At 70.8% G+C, this 15665-nt stretch carries 17 protein-coding genes; 6 read left to right on the top strand and 11 right to left on the bottom strand.

All coding sequences use genetic code 11. The features are described 5' to 3' along the window. Positions 1-101: 101 nt before the first annotated feature. Positions 102-977 carry a helix-turn-helix transcriptional regulator gene (locus CIK71_RS10325; protein WP_176485610.1) on the top strand — a complete coding sequence of 292 codons (876 nt, stop codon included), beginning with the start codon at positions 102-104 and terminating at the stop codon, positions 975-977. Here CIK71_RS10325 and CIK71_RS10320 read toward each other — a convergent pair. Genes CIK71_RS10320 through CIK71_RS10310 form a run of 3 tightly spaced genes read right to left on the bottom strand, consistent with a single transcriptional unit; the run spans position 952 to position 3776 of the window. Further along, a complete protein-coding gene (locus tag CIK71_RS10320) occupies positions 952-1974 on the bottom strand; it encodes an NAD(P)H-dependent flavin oxidoreductase (protein WP_096165530.1) in 1023 nt (340 codons plus the stop codon). The two genes, CIK71_RS10325 and CIK71_RS10320, sit on opposite strands and share 26 nt — an antisense overlap. Further along, positions 1971-3275 (bottom strand): acyltransferase family protein, encoded by a 1305-nt coding sequence (locus CIK71_RS10315; protein ID WP_096165529.1) that lies wholly within the window; start codon positions 3273-3275, stop codon positions 1971-1973. The genes CIK71_RS10320 and CIK71_RS10315 overlap by 4 nt, the downstream gene beginning before the upstream one ends. 24 nt (positions 3276-3299) lie before the next feature. Continuing rightward, complete coding sequence (locus CIK71_RS10310; protein ID WP_096165527.1) at positions 3300-3776, bottom strand: MarR family winged helix-turn-helix transcriptional regulator; 477 nt, start codon at positions 3774-3776, stop codon at positions 3300-3302. Positions 3777-3857: 81 nt separating this feature from the next. Here CIK71_RS10310 and CIK71_RS10305 point away from each other — a divergent pair, with 81 nt between their 5' ends. Further along, a complete protein-coding gene (locus tag CIK71_RS10305; RefSeq protein WP_199586349.1) occupies positions 3858-4694 on the top strand; it encodes an alpha/beta fold hydrolase in 837 nt (278 codons plus the stop codon). On the opposite strand, the gene CIK71_RS10300 is transcribed toward CIK71_RS10305, so the two are convergent. Genes CIK71_RS10300 through CIK71_RS10270 form a run of 7 tightly spaced genes read right to left on the bottom strand, consistent with a single transcriptional unit; the run spans position 4689 to position 10451 of the window. Continuing rightward, the gene (locus CIK71_RS10300; RefSeq protein WP_096165522.1) at positions 4689-5309 is read right to left on the bottom strand and encodes an endonuclease III domain-containing protein; all 621 of its coding nucleotides are present in this window, start codon (positions 5307-5309) and stop codon (positions 4689-4691) included. The two genes, CIK71_RS10305 and CIK71_RS10300, sit on opposite strands and share 6 nt — an antisense overlap. Continuing rightward, complete coding sequence (locus CIK71_RS10295) at positions 5302-6249, bottom strand: cation diffusion facilitator family transporter (RefSeq protein ID WP_096165520.1); 948 nt, start codon at positions 6247-6249, stop codon at positions 5302-5304. The genes CIK71_RS10300 and CIK71_RS10295 overlap by 8 nt, the downstream gene beginning before the upstream one ends. Positions 6250-6276: 27 nt before the next feature. Then, complete coding sequence (locus CIK71_RS10290) at positions 6277-7335, bottom strand: sulfate/molybdate ABC transporter ATP-binding protein (protein WP_096165517.1); 1059 nt, start codon at positions 7333-7335, stop codon at positions 6277-6279. Beyond that, positions 7332-8102, bottom strand: coding sequence for an ABC transporter permease (locus CIK71_RS10285; protein WP_096165515.1), 771 nt, complete (start codon positions 8100-8102; stop codon positions 7332-7334). Before CIK71_RS10285 ends, CIK71_RS10290 begins: the two co-directional genes overlap by 4 nt. Further along, positions 8099-8899: a molybdate ABC transporter substrate-binding protein gene (gene modA / locus CIK71_RS10280; RefSeq protein WP_096165514.1), complete on the bottom strand. Its 801-nt coding sequence runs from the start codon at positions 8897-8899 to the stop codon at positions 8099-8101. The genes CIK71_RS10285 and modA overlap by 4 nt, the downstream gene beginning before the upstream one ends. Further along, a complete protein-coding gene (locus tag CIK71_RS10275) occupies positions 8896-9342 on the bottom strand; it encodes a TOBE domain-containing protein (protein WP_096165512.1) in 447 nt (148 codons plus the stop codon). The genes modA and CIK71_RS10275 overlap by 4 nt, the downstream gene beginning before the upstream one ends. Positions 9343-9377: 35 nt before the next feature. After that, positions 9378-10451 (bottom strand): YeiH family protein, encoded by a 1074-nt coding sequence (locus CIK71_RS10270; RefSeq protein WP_096165511.1) that lies wholly within the window; start codon positions 10449-10451, stop codon positions 9378-9380. An 11-nt stretch (positions 10452-10462) separates the two neighbouring features. Here CIK71_RS10270 and CIK71_RS10265 point away from each other — a divergent pair, with 11 nt between their 5' ends. Both CIK71_RS10265 and CIK71_RS10260 read left to right on the top strand, forming a co-directional pair. Beyond that, entirely contained in the window at positions 10463-11398 is a 936-nt protein-coding gene (locus CIK71_RS10265) for a LysR substrate-binding domain-containing protein (protein ID WP_096165509.1), read from the top strand. Between the two features lie 59 nt (positions 11399-11457). Beyond that, positions 11458-11814, top strand: a complete 357-nt coding sequence (locus CIK71_RS10260) for a cupin domain-containing protein (RefSeq protein WP_096165508.1) — start codon at positions 11458-11460, stop codon at positions 11812-11814. Between the two features lie 10 nt (positions 11815-11824). Here CIK71_RS10260 and CIK71_RS10255 read toward each other — a convergent pair whose 3' ends face one another. Next, positions 11825-13426 (bottom strand): HNH endonuclease signature motif containing protein, encoded by a 1602-nt coding sequence (locus CIK71_RS10255; RefSeq protein WP_158541988.1) that lies wholly within the window; start codon positions 13424-13426, stop codon positions 11825-11827. Between the two features lie 619 nt (positions 13427-14045). On the opposite strand from CIK71_RS10255, the gene CIK71_RS10250 reads away from it, so the two are divergent. Then, positions 14046-15026, top strand: coding sequence for an NYN domain-containing protein (locus CIK71_RS10250; protein WP_096165506.1), 981 nt, complete (start codon positions 14046-14048; stop codon positions 15024-15026). 174 nt (positions 15027-15200) lie between these two features. Then, positions 15201-15575 (top strand): DoxX family protein, encoded by a 375-nt coding sequence (locus tag CIK71_RS10245; RefSeq protein ID WP_096165504.1) that lies wholly within the window; start codon positions 15201-15203, stop codon positions 15573-15575. Positions 15576-15665: the final 90 nt, after the last annotated feature.

The raw sequence follows: 15665 nt of genomic DNA, 5'->3' as shown, positions 1-15665 counted from the left end.
GTCCGACAGCCTGGAGGTCCCTGGCGCTCGGCACGAGGCCCGGTGCATCCGGGGAGCGGCCGTCCCTGGATAGTGCCCCGCGGACGGAGCAGGATGGGGCGATGATCGATCGCCGGGGACTTGCCGACTTCCTGCGCCGCCGACGCGAGCAGCTGCGTCCGGTCGATGCGGGGCTGCCCGCGGGTCCCCGTCGCCGCACCCCCGGTCTGCGCCGCGAGGAGGTCGCGATGCTCGCCGGGGTCTCCGTCGACCACTACACCCGTCTCGAGCAGGCACGGGGCTCTGCGCCCTCGGCGAGCGTGGTGGCCGCCATCGCGCAGGCGCTGCACTGCGACCGGGAGCAGCGCGATCATCTGCTGCGGCTCAGCGGTCACGCGCCGCCGCCGCGTCGGGCGGGCCATCACGTGCGGCCGGGTCTGATCGCCCTGGGCAATCGGCTGACGGATCTGCCGGTGGTCGTCCTGACGGATCTGGGCGAGGTGCTCTGGACCAACCCGCTCGGCCAGGCGCTGGTCGGGGGACTGCTGGGGACGAGCTCCCAGGCGCGGAACATCCTCTGGCGCTGGTTCACCGAGCCGTCGGCCCGACCGATGCCGTCGGAGCACTGGGAGCGCATCTCCGCTGCCCACGTGAGCGACCTGCGTGCCGCGTCCGCCCGCCGCGGCGGAGACGCGGAGGTCTCCGCGCTGGTCCACGCACTGCAGGAGCGCAGCGCCGAGTTCTCCCGGCTGTGGGCGCTGCACGACGTCACGCAGCGGCAGAGCGATCTGAAGGTGTTCCTGCATCCCGAGGTGGGCGCGATCGAGCTGCGCTGCGAGGTGCTGCTCACGCCCGACGAGGACGTGTCGATGCACGCCTTCTTCCCGCTCGAGGGCACGGACGCCGCCGAGAAGCTCGAGCTGCTGGGCGTCATCGGCACCCAGGTGCTGCAGGACCCTGAGGCGCAGCGCGTCAGACGCCCTTGGCGAGCCACCTGATCACGTCGGCCGCGGAGCCCTCCGGCGCGTGCCGCCAGCCGGTCCCGGCCCACAGGTGCAGACGGTCGGCGTCCCCGGCCCTGCCCGCCGCCCGGCGCAGCTCCCGCGTGAGGTGATGGATCGCGGGATAGCCGGTCGGTGCGGACGCGTCGTGGCGCTCGAGGAACGCGTTGTGCAGAGAGCGGGCGGGCCTGCCGGTGAAGGCGCGGGTCAACGATGTCGAGGTGAACGAGGCGTCCGCGAGCGCCGCCCGGTGCGTCGGGGAGGTGCCGGCCTCGTCGGTGCGCAGCAGCAGGGTGCCGACGGCCACGCCCTGGGCGCCCGCGGCGAGGATCCGGTGCACCGCGACCGGCCCGTCCAACCCGCCGGCGCCGATCACCGGCAGGTCCACCGCGGTGACCACCTGGCGCACCAGCTCGGGCGTCGAGATCGGTGCAGGGGTGCGGGAGGGGTCGTGAGTGGCGCTGTGACCGCCCGCATCCGGCCCTTGGACCACGAGACCGTCGACGCCGATCTCGGCGGCGGCGCGGGCTTCCTGGGGCGTCGTGACGCTCGCGAGCACGGTCGAGCGCACCGCCTGCAGGGCGGCGACGTGCTCGGGGAGGGGCAGCGCGAAGGTGAAGGAGACGACGGGAACGGGGCTGCGGGTGAGCAGCTCCAGCTTCTCGTCGAAGGAGTCGTCATCGGTGCGGGGCGCCGGCTCCAGGGTGACGCCGAGGGCTGCCGCCTCCTCCGCGAGCTCTGCGGCGTAGGCCGTGAACGCCGCCTCGTCGATCGGGCGCGGCGGCAGGGCGAAGAGGTTCACCCCGAAGTCCGCGTCGAGCCGGCGCGCCTCATCGATCTCCGCACCCAGCGCGTCGGCCGTCGTGTTCCCGCCCGCGAGGAACGGGAAGGCGCCGGCGCTCGAGACCGCCCGGGCGAGCGCGACGGTCGAGGGCCCGCCGGCCATCGGCGCGGCGACGAGAGGGAGACGGGATCGCAGCAGGGGACGCATCATGTCGTCGATCTTCTCAGGCCCACCACGCCCCCTGCCAGCATGCCGACCAGCGGCAGCACCGGCCAGATCCAGTGGAGCCCGTCGGGTCCGACCATGCCGGCGTCGGCCATCACCGCGAGACCGGAGCACACCAGCACGGCGGCGAGGAGCGGCTGCCACAGCGGCGGCGCGTGGCGGTCGTCCGTCCGCGGATCCTCGAAGCGGCCGAACAGCAGCACCAGCAGGGCAGTGACGCCCAGCAGCACCAGCGCCCACAGCGGCCTGGTCGCCCACCACAGGCCGCTGAGCGGCGTCGGCCCCAGCCCGGGGCCGCCGAGCGCGAGCAGCAGATGCGCGAGCCCCACCAGAGCGGTGAGATGCCACAGGAACCAGGTCATGATCCGCTGGTTCACGAGCACCGTGACGAACCACGGCCAGGGTCGGGCCAGCCAGGCCGTGAGCGGCCGTTCCAGCAGGAGCACCAGACCCGCCTGGAGCATGCCCAGGAACGCCATGGTCACGCGGGTGGGGCTGGAGTTGCTGATCTCGTCCGCCCCCGACGTGATCATGGAGACGGGGTACGGCCCCAGGCCCACGAGCAGGGCGAGCCCCACGGCACCGATCGCGACGAGGGCGAGACGGCGCCCCGCCCCGGAGAGACGGCCGTCGAGCCAGGCGAAACCGACCTGGTGGAAGGTCGCCCACACCAGCACGTAGTTGGGGTAGCCCAGCAGCGGCCGGTCCAGGGAGATGCTCACGGCATCCACCAGTCCGGCCAGCACGATCCCGCCGATGAGCGACCACCAGCCGAAGCGCTCCCACAGCACGAGCAGCGGCGGGGCCACCACGATCACGAGCAGGTAGGCGGCGAGGAACCAGGTGGGCACGAGCGCCATCTGGGTGGCGAGCTGCAGCGCCGCGGTCGGAGCGCCGGCCGCCAGGGCGATCACGCTGATCAGCAGCCAGGTCACCAGCAGCGGCAGCAGCGGGATGCCGAGCCGGCGCAGTCGGGCGCGCAGCCACTGGGCGTATCCGATCTGCTTGCGCCGGGCCGAGCGCCAGGACAGGGCGTTGGAGTATCCGCCCACCAGGAAGAAGATCGGCATCACCTGGAAGACCCAGGTCAGGGGATGGGTCCAGCGGGCGGTGTCGAGAACGCCGTGCGGGGAGATCCCGCCACCGGCATCCACCGCGACGATCGTCCAGTGCCCGAGCACCACCACGGTGATCGCGGCGGCGCGCAGGAAGTCGACCACCCGGTTGCGGGACTCAGGAGTGGCGGCATCGACCTTCTCGGCCCGGGCGCGCAGTGTCGTCGTCACAGGTCACATCTTCTCATCGACCGCTCAGCGCGCTCCGCGCGCCGTCTCGATCTCGATCAGCGCCGCCTCCATGTGGTGGAGCACCCGAAGCGTCGCGTCGAGCTCGGCGCCGGTGAGATCCCCTCCGACGCGTCCCATCAGCTCGTGCTCGCGCTCGGTGACCGCCTCGATGGCGAGCAGTCCGGTGGAGGTGATCCTCACCAGGGACGAACGCCGGTGGGCGGGGTTGTCCACTAGCTCCACGAAGCCGCGATCCCGTGCCTCATGGACCATGCGCTGGACGAACTGCCTGCTGAGATCCTGAGCGCGCGCGAGCTGGGGCACGGTGCGCTCGCCGGTGCGGCGCAGCTGGTCCAGCACGTTGCGCACGCCGACGGCCAGTCCGCTGCTGTGCTCGTCGTGCTCGACGATCCGGGCGACGCGGCGGTAGACGGGACCCAGCGCCACATAGACCTCCGCGAGTCGATCGGCCAGGTCGTCGGGCGGCAGGGGAGTGCTCATCCCGCCATTATGACAACCCGGTTGTCTACGTGCGTGAGATATGACAACCTGGGTGTCATGAGTCCTATGGAGCATCATCGTGTGGAGCATCATCTCGACCTGACCGATCAGCGCATCGCCTATGTCGATGCGGGGGAGCGGTCCTCGAGCGCGCCACCGCTGGTGCTTCTTCACGGCGGCGCGGTGGACAAGCGCATGTGGCACCCTCAGCTCGAAGCCTTCCCCGGCCGACGCATCCTGGTTCCCGATGCCCGCGGGCACGGCGGCTCCTCGGACGCCGAAGGGCCGTACCGCCTGGTGGATGACGTGTGCGCCTTCCTGGACGCGCTCGGGATCGAGCAGGTCGTCGCGATCGGCATCTCCATGGGCGGAGGGACCGCCTGCGACCTCGCTCTCGAGCATCCGGACCGGGTCGCCGGGATCGTGGTCAGCGGCACCGGCACCAGCGAGCCGCAGTTCTCCGACCCCTGGGCGGTGCAGGCCTTCGCGGACTGGCGGGCCGCCGAGCAGGGCGGAGACCTGCAGGCCTGGATCGACGTGCTCCAGCGCTTCACCGCCGGGCCCCGTCGCACCCTGGATCAGGTCGCCCCCGACGTGGTGGAGCTGATCGGGACCATGGCCCGGGACACCGTCATGAACCATCTCCGTCTCGCGGAGGACGGCACCCCGCTCCCGCCGCATCCGCCCACGCCCGTCGGCAGGACCTGGGAACGGCTGCCCACCGTGGAGACCCCGGTGCTCGCAGTGTGCGGCGCCCTGGACGGCGAGGATCACCGCCGCAACGCCAGGCGGCTGGCGGGTGCGGTCCCCGACGGCCGCTTCGTCGAGGTCCCTGGAGCCGCCCACTATCCGAACCTTGAGAACCCGGGCGCTTTCGACCACGCCGTGCGCGCGTTCCTGTCCTCCAGCGGGTCATGAGGGGCCCGGTCGCGCCCTCGCCGCGGCTCGCGATGCCAGCTTCCCCTCCTCGACCAGCAGCCCGTGCAGCTCCGCCAGCTCGGCGACGCTGAACGCGCCCCGCTCGAGGGCCGGGGCGACGGCCCGTCGGAACGCGGGATAGGAGCCGGGGACCTGAGCGCCGCGCGCGCGAAGCACCCGTCGGGCGTACTCGTCGCAGATGAATGCGGGCCGGCCGAAGCAGTACAGGCTGATCACGTCGGCGGTCTCCGCGCCGATCCCCTCCACGGACAGCAGCTCCGACCGCAACGCCGCGTCGCCCAGGGCGCGGGCGTGCTCGGCGCGTTCCGCGACCCAGCGGGCGAGGGCCTGCACCCGTCGCGGCTTGGCGGTGGGGAAGCCCGAGCCGCGCACCAGCTCGCGCACGTGCTCCTCGTCGGCCGCGGCGAGCGGGCCGGGTGCGAGCAGACCCGCCGAGGTGAGGTTCCGGATCGAGATCGCCGCCTGCTCCCATCGGCTGCGCTGGACCAGCACGGCCCCGACCGCGATCTCGAAGGGCTCCTCGCCGGGCCACCACCAGCCCTGGGGCCCGTGGCGGTGCAGGAGCTCCCGCTGCAGCGAACGCAGGTCATGCATCGGGGACCAGCTGCTCGGTGCTGTCCGGACGGGCGAGGGTGAGCAGCGCCCGTGTCACTCCCGGCTCCTCCTCCAGGAGGTCCTCGACCGCCTGGACCCGCTCCTGGAGCGCCGATTCGCCGAGGTCTCCGACCAGGTCCACCGAGGCCACCACGAACAGCCGGTCCGCGCCGACCCATTCGGTGTGCAGGAAGGTGACCCGTTCGATGTCGGGATGCTCGCTGAGCACGCGGAGCAGGTGGTTGCGCGTCCGCGGCGACCCGCCCTCACCCGAGAGGAACGCGGCATTGCGGGAGATGAGGATCAGGGCCACCACGCCCAGCAGCAGGCCGACCAGGATCGAGCCGATCGCATCCCAGACGGGATCACCGGTCACCTGGTGCAGTGCGAGGCCTGATGCCGCGATGACCAGGCCGATCAGCGCGCAGGCGTCCTCGGCGAAGACCGCGCGGAGCATCGGGTCCGAGGTGGTGCTCACGTGCCGCAGCGCCCCGATGCGGCGGGTGCGGGCACCGCTGCGGGCCTGGCGCAGCGCCTGCAGGAACGAGATGCCCTCGAGCACGAAGGCGATCGCCAGCACCACATACGCCCAGGTGTAGCTGGTGCCGTCCTCCGCCTCGGCGGTCAGGGACTGGATCCCGTGCCACACGGACACCCCGGCGCCGACGGCGAACAGCCCGATCGCGGCGAACATCGCCCACACGTACCCCACCCGTCCGTACCCCATCGGGTGGCTCGCATCGGGCACGCGCTGCTGACGGCGCTCGCCGATCAGCAGGAACACCTCGTTGCCGGCGTCCGCCCAGGAGTGCACCGCCTCGGCGAGCATCGAGGCGGAGCCTGTCAGGACAGCCACGATCGTCTTGGCGATCGCGATGAGGAGGTTGGCGGTGAAGGCGAGGACGACGGTGAGGCCGCTGCCCGAGGAGGAGTCGCTCATCGGGCCATTGTGCGCCGCGTCAGCACCTCACCGCACGGGACGCACGGGATATGCGGAGGCGCCGTCCTCGGTGACCACCATCGCGATCGTCCGTCCCGGACGCAGCTGCTGCTGGGCGATCTGCTGGGGCGGCACGTCGGCCGCGATCCCGTCGGCGCGCACCCGCACCAGGTCTCCGAGAGGTTCGAGCGAGAGGATCTGCCGGCGCAGCCGCGGGCCGGGAACGGCGCCTTCTGCCTCGGAGGTGAGGATCGAGACGGCCGACGGGCGCACCGCGAGATGCACCTCGCAGCCCTCGGGCACCGCGCCATCGCACGTGGCCGGGACGCGTTCGCCGCTCGGCAGGACGGCGTCCTCGCCGTCCCAGGTGCCCCGCAGCAGGTTCAGCCCGGCGAAGCGTGCGGCGAAAGGGCTGCGGGGGCGGGCGAGCACGTCGAGCGTCGGCCCCTGCTCCACGATCGCCCCGTTCTCGAGCACCGCGAGACGATCGGCGAGGGTCACCGCATCCAGCACGTCATGGCTGGCCACCACTGCGGTGCGCTCGCCGAGGAAGCGCCGCAGCAGCTCGCGCAGCGCGGGCGCCACGTCGATGTCCAGCGCCGCCATCGGCTCATCCAGCAGCAGCAGGCGAGGGTCCGACGCGAGGGCGCGGGCGATCGCGATCCGTTGCGCCTGCCCGCCGGAGAGCTGGGCGGGTCGGCGACCGGCGAGCTCGGAGAGGCCCACCTCCCGCAGCCACCGCATCGCCTCGCTGCGGGCGGCGGCGCGGGACCTCCCCTGGGAGCGCAGGCCGAACATGATGTTGCCGAGCACGGTGAGGTGCGGGAACAGCACGGCGTCCTGCGCGAGGGTCGTGACGCCCCGCGCGTGCGGAGGCACCCAGGTGCGGGTGGCGGTGGCGGTGAGCACACGGTCGCCGAGGACAATCCGCCCGTCGGCGGGGCGCAGCGAACCGGCGATCAGGGACAGGATCGTGGACTTCCCGGCGCCGTTGGGGCCGACGAGGGCGAGGGTCTCGCCGGTGGCGACCTCGAGCTCGACCTCGATCCCGCGCTCGGGGACCACGGCCTGCAGCGAGAGGCTCATGCCGGCACCCTCCGCCGGGCGAGCGCGATGATGAGGATCGCGACGATCATGAGCAGGAAGGACAGCGCGACCGCGGCCTGCGGGTCGCTCTCGCGCTGGAGGTAGATCTCCAGCGGCAGAGTGCGGGTGCTGCCCTGGAGGCTGCCCGCGAAGGTGATGGTGGCCCCGAACTCGCCGAGCGCCCGGGCGAAGCACAGCACCGTGCCGGAGACGAGCGCGGGCAGCACGAGGGGCAGGGTGACGTGCGTGAGCACCCGGGTGGGGCGCGCCCCGAGGGAGGCCGCCGCCGCTTCGTACCGGGTGCCGGCCGTGCGCAGCGCACCTTCGAGGCTGATCACCAGGAACGGGAGCGCCACGAAGGTCTGGGCGAGCACCACGGCGGTGGTGGAGAACGCGATCTGCACTCCCAGGACCTCTAGGTGCCGGCCCACCAGGCCCTGCCGCCCGAAGGTGTAGAGCAGGGCGATGCCGCCCACGACGGGAGGCAGCACCAGCGGGATGAGCACCAGGGAGCGCAGGATCGACAGCCCCGGGAAGCTCGAGCGGGCGAGCAGCAGGGCCAGCGGCACGCCGAGCACCACGCAGACCGCGGCGCTGGTCAAGGAGGTCTGCAGGCTCAGCCGCAGCGCTGCCAGCGAGGATTCGCTCGTGATCAGCCGTCCGAACTCGGTCCACTCCACGCGCGCGGCCATCGCGACCAGCGGCAGCAGCACGAACAGCGCGCCGAGCAGGCCGGGGATCAGCACCCAGCGGGGGAGGGCCCTCATGGCCGACCGAAGCCGTATCCGTCGAGGACGCGCTGGCCGCTCTCGCTCGTGACCAGGTCGACGAACTCCTGGCCGAGTTCCTGCTGTGCGGAGTCGCTGATCGCGGTGATCGGGTAGGTGTTCACCGCACTGTCTGACTCGGGGAAGTCGATCCCCTCGACCTCGTCGCCGGCCTTCTTCACATCGGTGACGTAGACGAGGCCCGCGTCGGCCTCTCCGGTGGTGACCTTGTTCAGCACATCGGTCACCGACTGCTCCTCGCTGACCGGCGCGAACTCGACCCCGGCGGACTCCTCGACCCGTCCGGTCGCCGCACCGCACGGCACCGCCTTCGCGCAGACGACGAGGTTGACGCCATCGTGCGTGAGCGAGGCGAGGTCGGTGACGTCGGCCGGGTTCCCTGTGGGCACGGCGATCATCAGGGTGTTGGTGGCGAAGGGGACCGGATCTGCCGCCTGGAGATCGGCGTCGACGAGCGTGTCCATGTTCGGCTCGTCGGCCGAGGCGAAGACATCGGCCGGTGCGCCCTGCTGGATCTGCTCGACAAGGGTGGAGGAACCGGCGAAGTCGAACTCCACCTCGACGTCCTCATGGGCGGCCTCGAACTGCTCGCCGAGCTCCTCGAAGGGTTCTTGGAGCGAGGCGGCCGCGTAGACCACCAGTGTCGAGGATTCGGCGGCGTCCACGTCACCGGTGCCGCAGCCGGAGGCGCCGACCGTGACGAGGAGGCCGAGCAGCGCCGCCGCAGCGGGACGGACGAGATGACCAGGACGGGCGCGATGACGGGGCGCCCTCATGCTGCGCCCTCCGGAGTGCTCGGGGTGCTCGGGCCGGTCGGTGCAGCGGCGGGTTCCGCCTCGATGACCACGTGGGTCGCCTTGATGACGGCGCTGGCGATCTTCCCCGGCTCCAGACCGAGCTCGCGGGCCGCTTCGCTGCTCATGAGCGAGACGACGCGGAACGGTCCGCACTGCAGCTGGACCTGGGCCATGACCGTGTCCATCACGACGTTCGTCACGATGCCCACGAAGCGATTGCGTGCCGAGGACCTCGCCCCACCCGCGAGCTCTGGAGTCACCGCCAGCTCGCGGGCCATTCGTGCCACTTCGGTCCCCTCGATGACCGTTCTGCCGCGGGCGTCCGCCGCGGCCTCCAGTGTCCCTTTCTCGATCCAGCGACGGACGGTGTCGTCGCTGACCCCGAGGAACATTCCTGCATCCCGCACCCGTATCTGCGTCATGACAGTCAGTGTAGGCCCGCAGATGCGGCGGAAAGTCAGGCGATCAGCAGCACGCCTCCCACTGCGATGGCCGCCACGAGGAGTGTGGCGAGCGCCGCCAGGACGAAGGGGCGGGCCCCGACATGGAGCAGCTTGCGCACCTTCACCCCGGTGCCGAGCGCGAACATCGCCGCGGAGAGCAGGGTGGTCTGCAGGATCGAGCCGGCATCGAGCATCAGCTCGGGCAGCGGCACGACGGAGCGCACCAGCACCAGGGCGAGGAAGCCGATCACGAACAGCGGGACCAGGGGCGGGCGTTTCGCGTCGGCCGCACCGCGCGAACGCTCCCGGGCACCGAGCACCGCCATCACCGGTGCGAGCATGAGGATGCGGGCGAGCTTCACGATCACCGCGACGGTCAGCGCGCCGCCGCCGAGCACGCCACCGGCGGCGACCACCTGGGCGATCTCGTGGATCGACGCGCCGGCCCATAGTCCGGCGTCGTGGTCCGACAGGCCCAGCAGCAGGGCGGCCGCGGGCAGTGCGGCGATCATGAGGGTGCCGAAGATGACCACGAGAGCCACCGCGGTGATCGTGTTCTCCTCGTGCTCGTCCTCAGGGTCGGTGACCCCGGCGGCTGCTGCCACCGCGGCCGCGCCGCAGATCGAGAAGCCGCAGGCGATCAGCACGCTGAGGCGCGGGTCCACCTTGAGCAGCTTCCCGAGCGCGATGGTGCCGAAGATGCCGCCTCCGACGACGCAGACCACCACCAGCAGCATGGGTGCCCCGAGCGCCAGGATGTCGCCGAGCACGAGCTGGAGGCCCAGCAGCACGATCCCCGCCCGCAGCAGCTTCTTCGCCGCGAAGTCCGTGCCCGGCGCGAAGGACTGGGGCACGGAGACGGTGTTGGCGAGGGTCACGCCCACGACGATCGCGATGATCAGTGCGCTCACCCCGGGGATGAACGGGGCGATCACCTGTGCGACGACGGCGACCCCGATGCTGAGTGCGAGTCCGGGCAGGAGGGAGGAGCGGAGTGACGGGGGAGCGTCGGTGAGGGTCTGGGCCATGAGAAGAACGGTGTCATCGCTGCGTCCCCACTGGTAGACGGCAATAGTCGAGTAGGGCATATCCTTCTGATATGCCCGATCAGCTTCCGAATCTTCAGGCTCTCTCGCTCTTCGTCGCGGTCGTCGACGAGGGCGGGCTCGGCGCGGGCGCCCGGAAGCTCGGTATGTATCAGCCCAATGCCAGCCGGATGATCGGCCAGCTGGAGACCCAGGCGGGGGTGCCCCTGCTGGATCGCAGTCCGCGGGGTGCCCGGCCGACGTCGGCCGGTCTTCTGTATGCTGCCCACGCTCGTGAGCTCCTCGAGGCGGCCGGCGACTTCTCGGCGTGGCTGCGGCACAGTCGCGACGAGGACACGCTGGACCTCCGGGTCGGGGCGTCCATGACGATCGCGGAGAACCTCATGCCCGCCTGGCTCACCGATCTGCGACGGTCGAGCCCTCGTGTGCGGGTGGATCTGAACGTGCTCAACTCCACGCAGGTGCTGGAGCAGGTCCGCAGCGGCGAGCTCCAGCTCGGCTTCATCGAGACTCCTCACGTGCCGCGCTGGGTGCACGCGCTGTCGTTGCGCCAGGACGAGCTCGTCCTGGTGGTCGCCTCGCACCATCCCTGGGCCCGACGCACGGAGCCGGTGAGCATCCAGGAGCTCGCCACGACCGCCCTCGTGGTGCGGGAGGGCGGTTCTGGGACACGCGATGCCTTCGAGGAGCTGGTGCCGCAGGCCGCGTCGACCCCGCCGGTGCAGCAGCTCAGCAGCAACGGCGCGGTCCGGATCGCGGTGGCATCCGGTGCCGGCCCGGCCGTGCTGAGCATGCTCGCCGTGCGCACGCAGCTGGAGGCGGGCCAGCTGGTCCGGGTGCCGGTGGCAGGTGCTCGGCTGCGTCGTCCGCTGACGGCCGTGTGGAAGGGTCCGAGACGGCTGGGCGGCCCGGCGGCGGATCTCGTCGCCGCTGCCACTGCCACTACCGCCGCCACCGTCTCCACGACCTCCACCGCAGCAGACGGTTGACCAGAGAAGAACCTTCGCAGGTCCTCGACGACTATCCCTCCACGACAAGGAGCCCACCCATGCCCCTCCTCACGAACACCTCCGAGCTGCCTGACGAGCCCCGTCGCGGCGCCGCCTGGTCCATCGCCGAGCCCGGCCGAGAGCTGGACTCGAATGTGATCCGGCTTCCGGCCGGCGAGAGCATCCCCGCCCATGTCGGTGCGGAGGTCGACACCCTCATCCATGTGGTGCGCGGCGACGGCGTGCTCCTCACGGAGGGCGGCGAGGAGCCCTTGCGCACCGGCGACATCGCCCTGCTGTCGCGGCGCACCGTGCGTGGTTTCCAGGCAGGCGGCGAGGGCCTCGAGTATCTGACCGTTCACCGCCGGAGGAAGGCGTTGCAGATCGGAGGCCGTGCGACCGGAACCGATGGCTGAGCGGGCTTGCTCAGAACGGAGGCGGGTCATTCGGGTCCCAGTCCCCCGGGGGAATCCCGGGTCTGAGCGGGATGGGCGGTGGGGGAGCCGGCGAGTCGGGTGGTGACGTCCGCGAGGCGAGCCGGTGCGGAGGCGGATCCTGCGTCGATGATGCTGCTGACTTCCGCCGCGACTGGTGGACCCGCCAGGCCGTCTCGAGCTGTTCGACCGCGATCCGGGTGGCGAGGTCGATATCGTCCGCGACGATGACCTGGTCACCGTCGCGTCCGATCCGCCACCGGGTGCGCCCCGCCTCGCGCGTGCCGGTGGGGATCCTGGTGGGATCGAGCAGCCCTGCGGTCTTGTCCTGGTGGTGCTGCCAGCACAGCATGTGCAGGTTCTCGAGCTCCGTGCGACCGCCCTGCGCGGGGTTCTCGTGATCGAACTCCTCGATGTGGTCGCACTCGGAAGCCCAGGACGCGGGCCGCGTGCAGCCGGGCACGGCACAGGTCGCGTTGCGCAGTCGCAGGTGTTCGAGCATCGCCGGCGTGGGCTGGTAACGATCGGCGGGCAGAGGGAGGAAGGCGCCGGAGCACGGATCGGTGAGCACCCTGAACCAGGTCCCCTCCCGCCCGGCGAGCTCGCGCGCCATCTCCGGCGGGATCGGTGTGGTGCCCTCGAGCAGACCGGGCGCATCGGAGGCGCCCAGGAGAGTGAGGGCGGGAACCGTGACGTGGAGGCGGAAGCGCTGCGTGGGCACGCTGATCCCCTCGGTATCGAACTCGGCGTGGAGCTGGAGCTCGTAGCGCAGTCGATCCAGCGGGAGCGGACGGCCGGACGTCGTCACCAGTTCATCCACGTCGTACGGGATCTCGGTGCCCTCCCGAAGAGCCTTTCGCTGCGCTGCCTGGATCGCCCTGGCGGTCTCGTCGAGTCTCTTCCAGTAGGCGAGGATCTCGGGGATCGGACCCCGTGCGGTCATGGAGCCGACGCCGCTCGTCGAGTCGGGCGCGATCGTGACCTCGCGTGGCGGAGGCGGCGCTGCCTCAAGGTCCTCCTCTTCCCGGCGAGCGAGGAGGCCGACCAAAGCGCGGAGCAGAGTGATGAAGCGGTCGACGGGGATGTCGGTCGACCACGTGGCGACAGCGATGTCCAGCAGACGACGGGACTCGTCGGAGAGGTTCTCGGATTCGCGCAGCATGCGCTGGAACCACCAGGAGGGAAGGTCGCCGGCGGAGAGGAGGTCCAGCGTTCGGGGCAGATGATGCACTGCACGGTGAGCCGAGAGCAGTTCCCACCGGGCGACTCCCTGCGTGACGCGCAGGGTGATCGACGCCCGAGCGGCCTCGAGGTCGCTCTCCTCGGGGACCTCGCCGACTTCGCAGGTGACAAGCTCTGCAAGTGCCCGGAACCTTTCTGCGAGGGCGGTCGCGCTGCCGTTCTCGGCATCCCAGACACGTCGCGCGGCGGCGCTCAGCGTGGGGTCATCCGCGCAGTCCGCACGTTGCGGCAGTCCGTCCCGGGTGAACGGAGACCGCGCGTTCACGATGCGCAGCCGGAGCGGGAGCGAGTTCAGGAAGCGCTGCTCTGTCGCGTCGTCCTCGTCGTCATCCCATGACGGGAGGCACTTCACCGCGCTCATTCCCTGACCCCCGTCCGTTCACTGACACCGACCGCCCCGCGCCCGGCACCCACCTCTCTGAATATCTCGAGACTACTGCGAGAAAACGCGTGATGAAAGGTCTGTGGACAACTCGAAAAAGTTCCCGAGCGGTATCCGCAGAATGTGGAGGAGGTGCTGTGGAAAACGACGGTATGTGGAGGAGAGGTGGGGCGTGTGGAGGAAGGGTTGTGTGACGGATCCTCCACAGTCCTCGCGCTGCTGCCGACTGAGTTCTGTGCAGTGCGCCGTTTTGTGCAGTCCAGGGTGGCCCCGGTGGGTCTTTCCAGCACTGTGACCCGGTGCGAATTCATGAAGGTCGGCCGAGGCCGAAGGGGAATGTGTCAATAATTCTCCGTACAACGCATGCCCGATATGCGGCGAAGGAAGAAATTCGTGAACGGTCGTGCATTCAGTGGGTCGTTCCCGCGTGTGCCGACGACGGCCGGCTTTCGCCGACGACCGCCTCCGGGCTCCCTGAGTCCGTCAGCCCAGGCCAGGTCGTTCCTCCTCGCGCGTTCCTCTTCCCACAACCGCCGGCCCGCGCGCGCTGTCGTCGCCTCGGGGGTGCCACACCAGGCAGACTGGCCCCATGGCCGAACACTCTGATCCCCGCGTCGCCGTCTATCTCGACTTCGACAACATCGTCATGTCCTGGTACGACCGCGTGCACGGACGCAATGCGTACAGCCGTGACCGCCAGCGCATCATGAACGACCCCACCGAGCCGGAGATCGCCGAGCGCCTGGCCAAGGCGACGGTCGACGTGGGCGCGATCATCGACTACGCCGCCTCGTTCGGATCCCTCATGCTCACTCGTGCTTATGCTGACTGGTCCTCGCCGGTCAATGCCGAGTACCGCTCGCAGCTAGTGGCCCGTGCCGTGGACCTCGTCCAGCTCTTCCCCGCGGCCGCCTACGCCAAGAACGGCGCTGACATCCGCCTCGCGGTGGACACCGTCGAGGACATGTTCCGCACCCCCGATCTCACCCACGTCGTGATCGTCGCCGGCGACTCCGATTTCGTGCCCCTCGCGCAGCGCTGCCGGCGGCTGGGTCGATACGTGATCGCGATGGGCGTCGCGGGCTCCACCGCGAAGTCCCTGGCCGCAGCCTGCGACGAGTTCGAGGCCTATGACAACCTCCCGGGCGTCGAGCGCCCTGACGCCCCCACCCGCACCCGCACCCGCCGTGGTCAGGGCGGCGGGCAGGCAGCCAGCGGGAACGGGGGACGCTCCAAGGGGAAGGGCGCCGACGGCACCGCGGAGGCGGAGACCACCGCACGGACCGCCTCGGACGTCGCCGACGAGGTGGAGGACGAGGGCTACGACGAGATCGAGGATCCGCAGGAGGCCGCGACCCGCCTGCTCGAGCGCGCTCTGCAGCTCGGCGGCCGCGGGGACAGCGAATGGCTGCACAGCTCCGCGGTGAAGTCGCACATGCGACGCATGGACCCCTCGTTCAGCGAGAAGACCCTCGGATACCGCACGTTCTCCGAGTTCCTCAAGGCGAACTCCGACATCGCAGTGCTCGAGGAGACCGGCCACGAGCGGCTGGTGCGCGCCCGCGACTGACTGCAGCGGACGGGACTGCGTCGCCCCACACGGCCGATGAGCCCGCTCTCTGGTCCGCACGGTCTCTGGTCTGCCCGATCTCTGGTCCGGCTGATCTCTGGTCCGCCTGTCGCTTCACCTGACAGCACGCAGCGGACGGGGGATACTTGAGACCCCGATGAAGGAGACGCCCCGATGAACATGCTTCTGTGGATCCTCGCCTTCGCCCTCGCTGCCGTCTTCGTCGGCTCTGGGGCGGCCAAGCTGCTCACCGCTCGCGACGATCAGATCCAGCGCACGCCATATGTCGAGGACTTCCCGCACTGGATGATCCGCGGCATCGGGGTGCTGGAGATCCTCGGCGCGCTCGGCCTCGTGCTGCCGGCACTGTCCGGGGTCGCCCCGATCCTCGTCCCGCTCGCCGCGGCCGGTCTCGCGATCACGATGGTGTTCGCCGCGCTCGTGCACATCCGTCGCGGCGACGGTCCGAAGGCGGCACTGCCCTCGATCCTCCTCGCGATCTGCTCCGTGTTCGTCGCGTGGTCCCGGTTCGGACCGTTCCCCGTCTGATCCGCTCTGATCCCCCTGATCCGCGCTGATCTCCCCTGATCGGGACGTCCGGTCGGATCCTGGCCACGCGCACGATGGTGAGGCAGGATC

This window comes from Brachybacterium alimentarium, assembly GCF_002332425.1.
Lineage (GTDB): Bacteria > Actinomycetota > Actinomycetes > Actinomycetales > Dermabacteraceae > Brachybacterium > Brachybacterium alimentarium.
Note: the sequence above shows the minus strand (reverse complement) of the source record. Positions and strands in the feature narration are given on the sequence as shown.

What these genes read in the sequence shown, in the direction of transcription:
- CIK71_RS10250 (WP_096165506.1), top strand. Translation starts at nt 14,046, where the DNA reads ATGGCCGAACACTCTGATCCCCGCGTCGCCGTCTATCTCGACTTCGAC.
- CIK71_RS10310 (WP_096165527.1), bottom strand. Translation starts at nt 3,776, where the DNA reads ATGAGCACTCCCCTGCCGCCCGACGACCTGGCCGATCGACTCGCGGAG.
- CIK71_RS10290 (WP_096165517.1), bottom strand. Translation starts at nt 7,335, where the DNA reads ATGAGCCTCTCGCTGCAGGCCGTGGTCCCCGAGCGCGGGATCGAGGTC.
- CIK71_RS10295 (WP_096165520.1), bottom strand. Translation starts at nt 6,249, where the DNA reads ATGAGCGACTCCTCCTCGGGCAGCGGCCTCACCGTCGTCCTCGCCTTC.
- CIK71_RS10320 (WP_096165530.1), bottom strand. Translation starts at nt 1,974, where the DNA reads ATGATGCGTCCCCTGCTGCGATCCCGTCTCCCTCTCGTCGCCGCGCCG.
- CIK71_RS10300 (WP_096165522.1), bottom strand. Translation starts at nt 5,309, where the DNA reads ATGCATGACCTGCGTTCGCTGCAGCGGGAGCTCCTGCACCGCCACGGG.
- CIK71_RS10260 (WP_096165508.1), top strand. Translation starts at nt 11,458, where the DNA reads ATGCCCCTCCTCACGAACACCTCCGAGCTGCCTGACGAGCCCCGTCGC.
- CIK71_RS10325 (WP_176485610.1), top strand. Translation starts at nt 102, where the DNA reads ATGATCGATCGCCGGGGACTTGCCGACTTCCTGCGCCGCCGACGCGAG.
- CIK71_RS10285 (WP_096165515.1), bottom strand. Translation starts at nt 8,102, where the DNA reads ATGAGGGCCCTCCCCCGCTGGGTGCTGATCCCCGGCCTGCTCGGCGCG.
- CIK71_RS10275 (WP_096165512.1), bottom strand. Translation starts at nt 9,342, where the DNA reads ATGACGCAGATACGGGTGCGGGATGCAGGAATGTTCCTCGGGGTCAGC.
- CIK71_RS10265 (WP_096165509.1), top strand. Translation starts at nt 10,463, where the DNA reads ATGCCCGATCAGCTTCCGAATCTTCAGGCTCTCTCGCTCTTCGTCGCG.
- modA (WP_096165514.1), bottom strand. Translation starts at nt 8,899, where the DNA reads ATGAGGGCGCCCCGTCATCGCGCCCGTCCTGGTCATCTCGTCCGTCCC.
- CIK71_RS10270 (WP_096165511.1), bottom strand. Translation starts at nt 10,451, where the DNA reads ATGCCCTACTCGACTATTGCCGTCTACCAGTGGGGACGCAGCGATGAC.
- CIK71_RS10245 (WP_096165504.1), top strand. Translation starts at nt 15,201, where the DNA reads ATGAACATGCTTCTGTGGATCCTCGCCTTCGCCCTCGCTGCCGTCTTC.